This is a genomic window from Bordetella genomosp. 2 (genome assembly GCF_002261345.1).
In the GTDB taxonomy this organism is placed as follows: Bacteria; Pseudomonadota; Gammaproteobacteria; order Burkholderiales; family Burkholderiaceae_B; genus Bordetella_A.
On the sequence record NZ_NEVT01000004.1, the window covers coordinates 158,500 to 171,909 of the forward strand.

11 protein-coding genes are annotated in these 13,410 nt (G+C 68.7%); 1 reads left to right on the forward strand and 10 read right to left on the reverse strand.

Translation table 11 applies throughout. The features are described from left to right. Window positions 1-14: 14 nt before the first annotated feature. Together CAL24_RS09985 and CAL24_RS09990 are read right to left on the reverse strand one after the other, a co-directional pair. A complete protein-coding gene (locus tag CAL24_RS09985; RefSeq protein ID WP_094806604.1) occupies window positions 15-1,067 on the reverse strand; it encodes a porin in 1,053 nt (350 codons plus the stop codon). 101 nt (window positions 1,068-1,168) lie between these two features. Continuing rightward, on the reverse strand, window positions 1,169-2,077 hold the full coding sequence (locus tag CAL24_RS09990; protein ID WP_094806605.1) for a hypothetical protein: 909 nt from the start codon (window positions 2,075-2,077) through the stop codon (window positions 1,169-1,171). A 152-nt stretch (window positions 2,078-2,229) separates the two neighbouring features. Between CAL24_RS09990 and CAL24_RS09995 the strand changes: the two genes are divergently transcribed. Beyond that, window positions 2,230-3,189, forward strand: coding sequence for a LysR family transcriptional regulator (locus CAL24_RS09995; protein ID WP_094806606.1), 960 nt, complete (start codon window positions 2,230-2,232; stop codon window positions 3,187-3,189). Here the strand turns inward: CAL24_RS09995 and CAL24_RS10000 are convergent. From CAL24_RS10000 to CAL24_RS10035, 8 genes are all read right to left on the reverse strand, one after another. Then, window positions 3,168-4,538, reverse strand: coding sequence for a lyase family protein (locus tag CAL24_RS10000; protein ID WP_094806607.1), 1,371 nt, complete (start codon window positions 4,536-4,538; stop codon window positions 3,168-3,170). The two genes, CAL24_RS09995 and CAL24_RS10000, sit on opposite strands and share 22 nt — an antisense overlap. Then, entirely contained in the window at window positions 4,535-6,478 is a 1,944-nt protein-coding gene (locus tag CAL24_RS10005) for an ABC transporter ATP-binding protein (RefSeq protein ID WP_094806608.1), read from the reverse strand. Before CAL24_RS10005 ends, CAL24_RS10000 begins: the two co-directional genes overlap by 4 nt. 25 nt (window positions 6,479-6,503) lie before the next feature. Further along, window positions 6,504-7,433: an ABC transporter permease gene (locus CAL24_RS10010; protein ID WP_249278522.1), complete on the reverse strand. Its 930-nt coding sequence runs from the start codon at window positions 7,431-7,433 to the stop codon at window positions 6,504-6,506. A gap of 4 nt (window positions 7,434-7,437) precedes the next feature. Then, on the reverse strand, window positions 7,438-8,355 hold the full coding sequence (locus CAL24_RS10015) for an ABC transporter permease (RefSeq protein ID WP_094806609.1): 918 nt from the start codon (window positions 8,353-8,355) through the stop codon (window positions 7,438-7,440). A 45-nt stretch (window positions 8,356-8,400) separates the two neighbouring features. Next, window positions 8,401-9,942 (reverse strand): ABC transporter substrate-binding protein, encoded by a 1,542-nt coding sequence (locus tag CAL24_RS10020; RefSeq protein ID WP_094806610.1) that lies wholly within the window; start codon window positions 9,940-9,942, stop codon window positions 8,401-8,403. A 134-nt stretch (window positions 9,943-10,076) separates the two neighbouring features. Continuing rightward, entirely contained in the window at window positions 10,077-11,753 is a 1,677-nt protein-coding gene (locus CAL24_RS10025; RefSeq protein ID WP_170947062.1) for a SulP family inorganic anion transporter, read from the reverse strand. A 57-nt stretch (window positions 11,754-11,810) separates the two neighbouring features. Next, entirely contained in the window at window positions 11,811-12,740 is a 930-nt protein-coding gene (locus CAL24_RS10030; protein ID WP_038853138.1) for a ZIP family metal transporter, read from the reverse strand. A 33-nt stretch (window positions 12,741-12,773) separates the two neighbouring features. After that, window positions 12,774-13,256 (reverse strand): GNAT family N-acetyltransferase, encoded by a 483-nt coding sequence (locus CAL24_RS10035; RefSeq protein ID WP_038853139.1) that lies wholly within the window; start codon window positions 13,254-13,256, stop codon window positions 12,774-12,776. Window positions 13,257-13,410: the final 154 nt, after the last annotated feature.

The window sequence follows — 13,410 nt, forward strand, 5'->3', positions numbered from 1 at the left end:
GATCCGGCAATCCGCTAGAAGCGATGCCGGATCCCCACGCTGATCTGGCGCCGGCCGTTATCTTCATCGGTGTCCAGGTCGCGCGTCTCGCTGTGGTTGTAGAAGGCATACAGATCGGTGCGTTTCGACAAGTCGTACTGGTAGCCGACCGCATACGCCTTGATCTTCGAATCGGTGGTCTGCTGCCATGACGCCAGCAGCGCGCCCGGCCCGACCGGCACGCGCACGCCCGCGGTCCAGGCGTAATCCTTGTCCAGGTCCTTGGCCGGGCCTTTGTTGGCGTCGCTGATGCGCCCTGCCCCGGCGTACACGCGCACCACCTCGAAATCATACGAACCGCCCAATTGCCAGTTGCTGGCGTCGCCGGCCGGATTGGCGCGGCCGCTGACCCGCCGCTGGTCGGCATACAAGTGCTCGTAGGTCAACGCCAGGCGCAGCGGTCCTTTGCCGTAGCGCACCCCCGCGGTCAGCATGCGGTCGTTGTTGCCGGTGCCGAACTCCTGGTCGCCATCCACTGCGAAACTGTAGCCCAGCGCGGCCTCGAAGCCGTGCACCTTGGGCGAACGCCACATCACCATGTTGTCGGCGATGCCGCTGGCGCCGAAATCACCGTCGTTGTAGCCGAAGGTAGTGCCCAGACCCGAGCGCGACCAGGCGATCGAGAACGGGGTGGCCACGCCGCCCCATTCGCGGCCCAGCACCCACTGGCGGCCCAGCCGCAGCTCGCCCAGCGTGGCGCTCTGCAGGCCCACGTAGGCCCAGCGGCCGAACAACCGGCCCGATTGGGCGTACGTGCCGTTATCGGCGTTGAAGCCCCCTTCGAGCTGGAAAACGGCCTTCAGGCCGTTGCCCAGGTCTTCCTCGCCCTTGATGCCCCAGCGCGACCCGGACTCGTTGCCGCTGTCGATGCCCTGCGACGTGCCCTTGGCATCGTCATGGTCGTTCATGTAGCCGAGGTCGACCAGTCCGTACAGCGTAATGCTGCTTTCGGCCTGTGCCGCGCCAGCCAGTCCGGCGGTGGCAAGCGCCAGCGCCAGGATGATGTTGATGTTCGCGGTTCTTCTCATGATTTGCTCCTCCGTTAAAAAAGCGGGTCGTGGCCGCGCGAGCGCAGCCTGGCGGCGACCCCGGCGGGGCCGCGTCGGCAATGAAAAATCAGGAACCGGGGCTAGCGCGCGGGGCAGCCCGTGACGCGGGCGGCCGCCGCAGCGGCCATCTGGTCGTTGCTGTGGCCGGCATCGGGCACATGCTGCAACTGCCAGGCGAATGGCGCGCCGCGCTGCTGCGCGAGCTGCCGCGCCTGCGCATAGAAGCGCTCGCCGCGCGTCCGGCGGTCGGGCCCTTGCGCCTGCGCGCCGGCGGTGTCACGCATCACGCCACCATGGCGGCGTATATCGTCCTCGCCCAGCATCAGCAGCAGCGGCGCGCCGAGAAAGGCACTGACCTGCGCATCGGTCACGCCCGGCACATCGCGTATGCCGTAGGGCCATTCGACCTCGCGATCCGGATAGGTGTACCAGCCCGAGTTGGCGGCGATGATGCGGCAAGCCTTGCTGTGCGGGCGGAACAGCGCATAGCGATGGGAGAACTGCGCGCCGGCGCCGTGACCGTACAGGGTATAGCCGGCCTGCCCGCTGCCTTCGCGCCGGACGAAATCGGCGAACACCGCATCGGGCACCGCAAAGCTCCACTGCCGCGGCGGGTTGAGTCCGGCGGGCCTGGCCTTGCCGGTGGCCTCGGCATGCGACACCGCATGGAAGACATTGCCCAGGTTGTAGCCGTTGGCGCCACGGTAGGCCTCGCGGGTGAACAACGGCGCCAGCACCATCAGCTTGCGCTGGCGCGCGATATCGACCCAGCCGTCGCGGTACTCCCGGGCGTTGCGCTTGATGCCGTGCAACAACACCACCACCGGTGTGTCGGCGTTGTAGCCGTCGGGCTTGAAGTAGTACACCTGCACGGGCAGGCCCGTGTCGGCATTGCGGAATTCATAGTCGCCCGCGCCCGCGGCCAGCTCGGCGCGCGCGGAACCGGCGGCGGCCAGCGCGGCCACGGCCGTGATGAACAATCGCTTCAAGTCTGTCTCCTGTGCGGAACGTGCCGCTGTTCTTTTGATGGAACCATCGTTCGTCTTCTGGCATCCTATCGCCGTTGACCGGACCGATTATTCGAATTAAGCAATCACATCTTCGAAATAATGCAATCGTTGCCCGCTGGCGGGCTCACATCATGAACCTGAAATCCCTGCGCCTGTTCCGCCTGATCGTGCTGCACGGTTCGCTGGCCTCGGCCGCCGAACGCCTGCATCTCAGCCAGTCGGCGGCCAGCCGCCTGATCGCCCTGCTGGAAGACGAGATCCGCCTGAAACTTTTCACGCGCGCGCGCCGGCGCCTGCTGCTGACGCCCGAAGGCGAGCTGTTCTTCCAGGAAGCCGAACAGATCCTGATGGGCGTGGACGAGATCCCGCGCATCGCCGAGGACATCCGCGGCAAGAACCGCGAGAAGTTCACCCTGGTCACCTCGGTGCCGCTGGGCACCTGCCTGGTGTCGCCCACCATCAGCGACATGCGGCGCCAGGAACCCGATTTCGACTGCCGCATCCACATCGAAGGCCGCTTCGAAATCGAGAACAAGGTGGCGCGGCGCCGCTACAACCTGGGGCTGATCTCCCTGCCCATCACCAACGCCATCGTCGAACTACAGGTCGAGCCCGTGCTGCAGGTGCGCATCGAAGCCCTGCTGCCACGCCATCATCCGCTGGCGGCGCGCGACGCCATCCGCGCCGAAGACCTGCTCGACCAGCCGATCGTGTCGCTGCAGCCCCACCAGCTGTGGCGTCGCCGCCTGGACGAAATCTACGCCACCGCGGGCGCCAAGCCGCGCATGGCGATCGAAACCACCTCCACGCTGATGGTGCAGCAACTGGTCCGCGACGGCAACGGCGTATCGATCATGGATCGTACCTGCGCCCGCTTGCTGCCCGGCGACAGCGTCGTGTTCCGCCCCATAGAGCCCGAGCGCTGGGTGACGTATGCGTGCATTTTCCCGACCTCCGGCCGGCCGCCCCTGGCCGACCTGTTCGTCGACTGCCTGCGCGGCTATGTGCGCCGCCTGTGCCGCGAAGACGCCGAGGCAGCGCCCAGCTTCCGCCTGCTCAAGCCCGGCGATCAGGCCAGCGGCGCCGCCTGAGCCGCGGCCGGCGCCAACCCGGCCGCCAGGCTGCGCGCCAGCGCCGCCGCGCGCAAGGCGATGTCCCGGCTATTGCCGGTGTATCGGGCCGGCTCCAGCGCATCCACGATCTGCTCGCGCGTATGGTGCGCGGCGATGTCAGGCTGGCCCGCCAGCACATCGGCCAACGCGCAGCCGCGCCGGCGCGCTTCGCGAATGGCCGCGTGCACGCGATCATGCGCATGCTGGCGACCCAGCGTGGCCGCCAAGACCATCATCAGGCGTTCGGACGCAATCACATCGGCCGAGCGCGCCAGGTTCTCGCGCATGCGCGCCGCGTCGAAGCGCACCAGCGGCAGCAGCTCATCCAGACGCACGGCCAGGTCGTAGGCCAGTGGGCAGGCTTCGTCGATGAGGCCGTATACCTGCTGGTTGGTGGCCGAATCGCCCTCATGGCTGGGCTGGCCGGCCTCCAGCGCCGGCGCCGCCAGCGCCCGCAGCTTCGCCGCCCGCGCGATCAGGCCGACCACGTGCTTGGGGTTATCTTTATGCGGCATGGTGCTGCTGCCCACCACGCCCTCGGGCAGCACCTCGGCAACCTCGCCGATTTCGTCGGCCATCAGCGTGTAGAGCTCATTGCCGATGCGCGAGCAGGCCATGGCGAACAAGGCCAGCACCAGCACATATTCGCAGAACGGGTCCAGCATGGCCCGCGAATGCACCAGCGGGCTGGCCAGGCCCAGGCGGCCGGCGATCGCGCCGGCCAGCCTCATGCCGTCCGGCCCGAAGGTGTGCATCGCGCCAATGGCCCCGCCGAACACCAGAGAGAAGGCGCGCGGCTCGACTTGGCGCAACCGCTCGACGCAGCGCGCCAGCTCTTCGATCCAACTGGCCACCTTGAAGCCGAAGGTGATGGGCAGCGCATGCTTGCGGTTGGTGCGGCCGGCCATTACGGCGTCGGCGCCATCCTCGGCCAGCGTGGCCAGCGTGGCCAGCGCGTTGCCGATGCGCGTTAGCAACAGCGCATGCACCCGCCGCATCTGCAGCACTCGCCCGCCCAGAATGATGTTCTGCGTGGTGCCGCCCCAGTGCACATAGCCGCCGGCCTCGTCGCCGCAGGCGTGCGCCAGCGCGTGCACCACCGACAGGACGGGAGCCATGGTGCGCTGGATGTCGGCGCGCAGCGCCGGCAGGTCCAGGTGCTGCAGCGAGGCATGCGCGGCGATGCGCTGCGCGTGCTGTGCCGGGATCAGGCCCAGGCTGGCCTGCGACAGCGCCAGCGCGGCTTCGATATCCAGCCAGGTCTGCCAGGTCTGTTCGGTGGAAAACAAGTCCGCCACGGAAGCGGGCAGTACTGCGGCGCGGCTCATGCTGCGGCCTCCGCGAATGCGCGTTGCAGCGAAGGCACCGAAGCCAGCAGCAGGGCCGTGTACTCGTGCGAGGGCCGCTCCAGCACCGTCGCCGCGGGCCCCGCCTCGACAATGCGGCCGCCGCGCATGACGACGACCCGGTCGGCGATCTGGCGCACGACCCCGATGTCGTGGGTAATAAACAACATGGACAATCCGAACTCCTCTTGCAGGTCCTGCAGTAGATTGAGTATTTGCGCCTGCACCGACACATCGAGGGCCGAGGTCGGTTCGTCGCACAGCAGCAATTGCGGCCGCAAGATCAGCGCGCGGGCGATCGCCACGCGCTGGCGCTGGCCGCCAGACAGTTGCCCGGGAAAACTGTTGATCACGCGCTGCGGCAGGCCGACCCGATCCAGCATGCGTGCGACCTGCGCGCGCCGCTCTGCCGCCGGCACCGCGCCGTGCAGCGCCAGCGGCCGGGCCACGATGTCGCCCACCGGGCGCCGGGGATTCAGCGAGGAATACGGATCCTGAAATACCGGCTGCACCAGCCGCGCGCGCGCCAGCGGCGCCAGCGCGCCCACGGCCTTGCCGCCCAGGGTGATGCGGCCCTGGTCCGGCTCGTCCAGGCCCAGCAGGATGCGGGCCAGGGTGCTCTTGCCGGAGCCGGACTCCCCCACCACAGCCAGCGTCTCGCCGCACCGCACTGTCAGCGAGGCATCATCGACCGCGCGCACGGTATACGGCTTGGCGAACAGACCCTTGCGCAAGGTGAAGGTGCGCACGATGTTGCGGGCCACCAGCACGCATTCGGAGCCAAGATCTTCGGCGGAGACTTCGGCATCGGAAAGCGGCGCCGGACATCTGGTGGTTTCTGCCGCCGGTGTCAGACACCCCGCGGGTGTCTGACACCCAACGGACGCCGCCGTATAAATTCCAGGTGTCTGATCCCCGAAGGGTGTCTGACGCCGCCCCTCCTCCGCCTCTTGCCCCTGCGGATGCAGGCAGCGGAACCAGCCATCCGCGGCGCGCGGCGTCGCCGCGATATCGGCGGCCCGGCATGCCGCGGTGGCGCTGGCGCAGCGTGGCGCGAACACGCAACCGGCCTGCGGCCCGATCAGCGACGGCACGATGCCCGGAATGGCGCTCAGGCGCGCGCCGCGCGGGCCGGTGCCCGGCGCGCAGCCCAGCAAGCCGTGCGTGTACGGGTGGCGAGGCGCGCTCAGCACGGTACGGGTCGCGCCCAGTTCCAGCGGCTGGCCGCCGTACATCACCATCACGCGGTCCACCGCGTTCGCCACCACGGCCAAGTCATGGGTGATCAGGATCATGGCCATGCCGAATTCCTGCCGCAGCTCGGCCAGCAGGTCGAGTATCTGCGCCTGCACGGTCACGTCCAGGGCGGTGGTAGGCTCGTCGGCGATCAGCAGCTCCGGCCCGGTCATCAGGGCCATGGCGATCATCACGCGCTGGCGCTGGCCGCCCGACAACTGGTGCGGATAGCTGCGCAGGCGCTGCGCCGGGTCGGGCACCTTGACGCGGTCCAGCAGGTATAGCGCGCGCTCGCGCGCCTGGGCCGCGCTGGCCCCGTCGCGGATCATCAGCTCAGTCATCTGCCGCCCGATCGTATAAACCGGGTTCAGCGAGGTCATCGGCTCCTGGAAAATCATTGCGATCCGGCGCCCCGCCACGCTGGCGGCGAATTGCGCGTCGGGCAGCGCGGCCAGGTCTTCGCCCTGGTAGCGCATGGCGCGGGCGCGCAGCCGGGCGCCGGGCGGCAGCAAGCGCATCAATGCCAGCGCGGTCATCGATTTACCCGAGCCCGATTCGCCGACGATGCCCAGGGCCTCGCCGCGCGCCAGCGTCAGGCTCATGCCGCGTACCGCGTGCAGGGGGCCGCCCGGCGTGGGCAGGGTGACGTCCAGACCGTCGATCTGCAATAACGAATTGGTAGACATGCTTTTTCCTGTGTATGGCAGCCGGCTAATTGCGCTTGTCCGGCGACGTGACGTCGCGCAGGCCGTCGCCCAGCAGGTTGGCGCCGATCACCAGCAGAAACAGCGCGATGCCCGGCAGCACCACCAGCCACGGCCGATGGAAGATGGCCATCTTGCCTTCGGCGATCATCAGTCCCCACGATGGCGTGGGCGGCTGGATGCCAACCCCCAGGAACGACAGCGCCGCCTCGGCCAGCACCGCGATGCCCACCTCGAAGGTAAACACCACGATGATCTGGTTGAGCAGGTTGGGCAGGATTTCATGGAACAGGATCTGGCGGCGGTCGCTGCCCACGGCCTTGGCCGCCGCCACGAAATCGAGCTGCCGCAGGCGCATCGTGCTGGTGCGCGTGACCACCAGGTAGTATGTCCAGTGCAGGCCGCCGATGATGCCTATCACCACCCACAGCGAGGGGCCGATGATGAACACCAGCGCCATGGCCAGCAGCAGCCCGGGCAATGCCAGCTGGCAGGTCAGCAGGAAGCTCACCAGCGAATCGGTGCGTCCGCCGAAATAGCCGGCGCAGATGCCCAGCGTCACGCCGATCAGACACCCCACGCAGGCCGCGCCGAAGCCCACGATCAGCGAAATGCGCGCGCCATAGATCAGCCGGCTGAGATAGTCGCGGCCGACCTGGTCGGTGCCGAACACGTAATCCCATGAACCGCCCGGCGCCCATACCGGCGGCACCAGCCGATGCGCCAGCGACTGCGCATACGGGTCATGCGGCGCCAGCCAGGGCGCGAACACGGCGATCGCCAGCAGCGCCAGCACAATCAGCGCGCCCGCCTGCAAGCCGCGGTGTGCGCGCACGCGTCGCCAGAACGCCTGCCGGCGCTGCGCGTCCAGGTCTGGCTCCGCATCGTGCGGCGCCGTCGGCGCGATGCCCGCCATCAAGGTCTTTTCTTGGTTCACGCGCCTACCCCATGCGGATCCGCGGATCGAGCAGCGCATTGAGCACGTCCGCCAGGAAGTTCATCACGATGAAGACCAGCGCAAAGATGAAGATAAGCATCTGCACGGTCGGAATGTCGCTGCCCAGGATCGACTGCAGCGTCAGGCGCCCCAGCCCGTTGATGGCGAAGATCGATTCCACGATCACCGAGCCGCCGAACTTCTGTCCCAACTGCACGGCCAGCACGCTGACGATGGGCAGCATGGCATTGCGCATGGCATGCCGCAGCAGCAGCGACACGCCGCGATAGCCCTTGGCGCGCGCCGTGCGCACATAGTCGGAGCCCATCACTTCGATCAGGCCGGCGCGCGTCAGCCGCATCACCGCCGGCACCGAGCTGGTGCCCAGCACCAGGGCCGGCAGCACGTAGTGCAGCCAGGTACCGTCGCCCGATACCGGAAATACCGGGATCATCACGCTGAACAGAATTACCAGCACCAGGCCCAGCCAGAAATTGGGAATGGCCTGTGCCGACACGGCGACGCCCAACGAAAAGCGGTCCAGCGCGGAATTGGGCCTCAGCGCCGCCGCCACCCCTAGCGGGATGGCCAGCAATACCGTGACCACCACCGCCATCAGCGCCAGGCGGATGGTGGGCGGCGCATGCTTGGCCACCAGTTGGCTGACCGAGTCGTGCCAGTAGTAGCTCCTGCCGAAATCGCCGCGCACGGCGTGCGACAGCCAACTGCCGTAGCGTTCCATGAACGGCCGGTCGAAGCCGTACTCGTGGCGGATCTGCTCGACCAATTCGGGCTCGGCATTCTCGCCCGCGATGGCCTGGGCCGGATCGGTGGCTATATTCAACAGCACGAAGGTGGCAAAGGACACTGTCAGCGCCACCAGCACCGCCAGGCCCAGGCGTCTTAGCGCAAAGCGCAACATGGGTGATCTCCGTAGACCAGGGAAAAGGCGCGCCGGGCGGCGCCGCTAGGGCTGCTTCCAGCGCGCCTCGTACAGGCGCGGCAGGCCGTCGGGCGGAATGGGAAACTCCAGGTCCGGCGACATCAGGTAATTGACCGAGTACGTGTACAGCGGAATCCAGTAGGCCTGATCGGCGATGATCTGCAGCGCCTGGTGGTACAGATCGGCGCGGCGGGCGCTGTCGTTGGTGCGCTCGGCGTCGGTCACCAGGCGCATGACCTCGGGGTTGCGCGACAAGTTGCGGTCGGTGTCGCCGAAATGCACCCGTGCGATCATGGCCGTGTCGGCGGTGCCGCCGTTGGCCCATGAGCCGATATAGGCGCGGATCTTGCCCGCGGCGCGGGCGCGGTCCAGCGAGGCCAACTGACCGTAGCGCAGCTTGACATTCACGCCGGCCGCCGACAGATCTGCCGCCACGGCCTCGGCCACGGCGCGGTCGCGGTAGGCCCACAGGTCCAGCGGCTGGTCCTGCTTGTAATGCGCCTCGGCCAGCAGGGCCTTGGCCTTGGCCAGGTCGTAGGGATAACGCGGCACATCCTGCGAGCAGCCGAACTGGGTCGGATGGCAGGCCGTATACAACGGCTCTGCCACGCCGCCGATCAGGAATTCCGCGATGGCCTGGCGATTCACGGCGTAATTCAGCGCGCGTCGCACCTTCACGTCGGCCAGCGGATTCGGCCCCGTCACGCCCGACGCATCCAGTACCACGAAGCTGACCCGCAGGCTGGGGCCGGCCTTGCTCACGGCGCGGCCGGTAGCCGCCATGCTCTGGGCCACATCCAGTGGCATGTCGTAGGCCCAGTCCACTCCGCCGCTCATCAATTCGGCCTGCTGCGTGCCCCAATCGGGGATGGTGCGCGCCACGATACGGCCGATGGCGGCCCGCCCCTTGGGGCTGCCGGCGTAATAGTCGTCGAAGCGCGCCAACACCACCTTCTGGCCCGGCTGGAACGACTCGACACGGTACGGGCCCAGCCCGTCCGGATGGAGGGCCTGGGCGCCGCGATCATTCTTGCCGTCGACCTCGTAAGCGCCGTTGCGGCGGATCGGGATCCGCCGCGCCATGTCGCGCAGCGCCAGCGGATACACAGCCTTCAGGTGGAACCTGACCTGCAGGGGACCGAGTTTTTCCACGCTCTTGAGCCAGCGGCTCACCGTGCCCGATGCCCGCGTACCGCTGTCGGGCGACAGCACCCAGTTATAGGTGTAGACCACGTCGTCGGCCGAGAACGGCGCTCCGCTATGGAAATGCACGCCCTCGCGCAGCGTCACATCGATGGTCGTGTCGTCGACGTATTTGTACGAAGTCGCCAGCATGGGCGAAATCTCGTTGGTCTTGGTGTCGACATCGAACAGGCGGTCGTCGGTCAGGTCCGACAGGATCACGTGTTCCTGCGACGTGGTGTAGAGGTAGTCCAGGTTCACCACTTCGCGCTGGAAAGCCACCACCAGCGTGTCGTCCTCGCGCCCGGCCCAGGCCTGCGTGGAGGCGGCCGCGCAGGCCAGCGCCAGGACGCCGGCCCAGCGCCGGCAGCGTCGCAATACCATGTCTTCTCCTTGGAATTATGAGATATCCAGGCATGCTACCGTGGCGCTTAACTGCTTAACTTCGAATTATCAGCAAAAAACATCGAATTATTCGAACGATGAAGGCGCGGCTCGCCGCCGCGCCTAGGGTCCGCCTAGGGCCTTGCGGCGTTGGCGGGCATCGCCTGGTCCGGCGCCGCGAGGCAGGCCGCCAGTGCCTGTCCCAGGGTGTCGAACATCGCATCGGCGCCAATCAGATCAGTGATGCGCGCCTTGCTCAACTTGCCCCGCACCCGGGCATTGGCCTCCACCAGCACCACCCGCACCCCGCGCCGCTGCAGCCGCACGATGACGTCCTCCAGCATCTGCAGCCCGGTCACATCGACAAACGGCACGCGCCGCAGCCGAATCACCAGCAGGCGCGGGTCGCTGTGGGTGCACGCCAGGGCGTGCTCGAAATTCTCGACCGCGGCGAAGAACAGCGGCCCCTCGACGGTATAGACCAGCACCCCCTCGGGCAGGTCCGCCACGCCGCTGCCGGCCAGCTCGCGGCGCAGCTCGTCGCCCTCGACCTGCTGCACGCCGACGCTGGCCGCCATGCGCCGCAGGAAATGCAGCGTGGCCAGGATCACGCCGATGTTCACGGCCACCACCAGGTCGGCGAAGACGGTCAGGCAGAACGTCACCAGCAGGATCACCACGTCGGCGCGCGGCGCCCGGCGCAGCATCTTGGCGAAATGCCGCACGTCGCTCATGTTCCAGGCCACCACGAACAGGATCGCCGCCAGCGCCGCCAACGGCACGTGCTCGGCCAGGGGCGCCAGCAGCACTACGATGGCCACCAGCGTCACGGCGTGCACGATGCCGGCCAGCGGACTGGAACCGCCGTTGCGGATATTGGTGGCGGTGCGGGCGATGGCCCCGGTGGCGGCGATGCCGCCGAACAGCGGCGCCGCGATATTGGCGATGCCCTGCCCGATCAGTTCCTGGTTGGAGTCGTGGCGCGTGCCGGCCATGCCGTCGGCCACCACGGCCGACAGCAGCGACTCGATGGCGCCCAGCATGGCGATGGCGAATGCCGGGCCGATCAGCTCGATCATGCGGGCCAGGCTCAGTTCGGGCCACTGCCAGGTGGGCAGCCCCTGCGGCACGCCGCCGAACGCCGAGCCGATGGTGGCCACGCCCTCGAACTGGCAGGCCGCCTGCAGCGCCGTCGCGGCCACCAGCGCCACCAGCGGGCCGGGAACGCGCCGCAGGTAGGGGACGCGGGCCGACAGCACCAGCAGGGCCAGGCTCAGGACGGCAAGCGCGGTGGTGGCCGGATGCAGGTGCGGCAAGGCCTGCAGCAATTGCCAGAGCTTCTCGTGGAAGTGGGTGGCGCTCACGCCGGGCAGCCCGAAGAAGTCCTTCCACTGGCCCACCCAGATGATGACGCCGATGCCGGCGGTGAAGCCGACGATCACCGGCGCCGGGATGAACTTGATCACGGCGCCCATGCGGCCGACGCCCAGCAGCAGCAGGATCACGCCGGCCATCAGGGTGGCGAGCTGCAGGCCGGCCACGCCGTGCTCGGCGACCACGCCGGCCAGGATGACGATGAACGCGCCGGTCGGGCCGGCGATCTGCAGGCGGCTGCCCCCGAACACCGCGACCGCCAGCCCCGCCACGATGGCGGTATACAGGCCCTGCTCCGGCTTGACGCCGGACGCGATGGCGAAAGCCATGGCCAGCGGCAGCGCGACCACGCCGACGATCACGCCCGAGATGATGTTGGGCAGCCAGTACTGGCGTTGCAACAAGCCGGCCCGGTGGGCCTCGATCAAGGCAATCACGACAATCAACTCCAAGGCCGCCGGCACCCGGCCGGCGGCAACCGCCGAACGAAGCGCCTAGCCCAGCGCCGTATCCAGGAACATCATCACGCCGAACCCCGCCATCAGGCCGACGGTGGCGGGCGTCTGGTGGCCGTTGCGGTGCGTCTCCGGAATGACTTCGTGCGACACCACGAAAATCATGGCGCCCGCCGCCAGCCCCAGGCTGATCGGATACGCGAGCGCCAGGCCGCTGGACATGCCCAGGCCGACCAGCGCGCCGAGCGGTTCCATCAGGCCCGAGGCGGCCGCCACCAGCGCCGCGCGCAAGGGCGACAGGCCGGTGGCGCGCAACGCCATGGCCACCGCCAGGCCCTCGGGAATATCCTGGATGGAAATGGCGGAAGCCAGCGGAATGCCGACCTGCATGTCGCCATTGGCGAACCCCACCCCGATGGCCATGCCCTCGGGCAGGTTGTGCAAGGTGATGGCCAGCACGAACAGCCACACCCGGTTGACGCGCTCGGCGTCGGGCCCGCACGGGCCGGTGCTGTCATGCTCGTGCGGCGTGAAGGCGTCCAGCCCCAGCATCAGCAGCACTCCCAGCGCCAGCCCCAGCACCACCACGCCGGCCGCCGCCGGCCCTTCCCCCACCAGCCCCTGGGCCGCGTCCAGCCCCGGCAGGATCAGCGAAAACGCGCTGGCCGCCAGCATCATGCCGGCCGCGAACCCCAGCATGGTGTCCTGGGTGCGGGCATGGATGGTGCGCAGGAAGATGGCGGCCAGCGCGCCGGCCGCCGTGGCCGCGAAGCCCGCCGTGCCGCCCAGGAAGGCATAGCCGATGTAGTTGCGCTCGACCCCGGTCAGGCCGTGATACAGGCCCGTGGCGAGCAGCCACAGCACGGCCAGCGTGGCCGCCGCCAGGCCCACGGCCACCAGTTGGCGAGACTGCGCCTGGGCCCGCCAGGCGGCGCGCCAGTCGCGCGCGACGATTTGGGTGTCGTTCATGGGACGCTGCTTCAGTGCATCGAGGCTACCAGTTTACCAAGCGCCGGGCGGCCGCGCGGGACGCTCCATTTGGTATTGATCATCGCCGGCATCGGCCACGATGCGAAAACCCAGGCGTTCGTACAGCCTGCGCGCGGGATTCGTCTTGAGGACTTCGAGCCGCGTCGGCAGGCCGGCCGCGTCGGCCTGGGCCAGCACCTCGCGCAGCAGGCACGCCCCCAGCCCTTGCCCCTGCCATGCTGGCGCGACCTGGATCTGCACCACGTGCCAGGCCGATGCGCCGCGATAAGCCTTCAGCAGCCCTGCCGGCTCGCCGCCGACCAGCACGATGCGGGCGTGCTCCCACTGGTAGAGGATGCGGGCCAGGTGCGCCGCGTCGTCGGCGGGCCGGCCGCTGCGGGCCAGGTGCCGGTCCATGGTCTGGCGCCGCAGCGCCAGCAGGAATGGCACATCGGCTTCGCTCGCGGCGCGCAGGATGAACTGCAAGGCGGGCGCGGACGCACTGCCTGGCGGCATGGCGCCCCTCAGGCCTCGGCCGTCTTGCGGGTGCGGCGGCCGCGCGCGGCGGTCTTGCGGGCGGGCGGCGCGGCCTCGGCGGGGTCGGGCGCGGCGGCCGCCGGCGCGGCCGAGGCGGCGGAAGCGGCCGGAGCGGCCACGGCCTCGGCGGCGC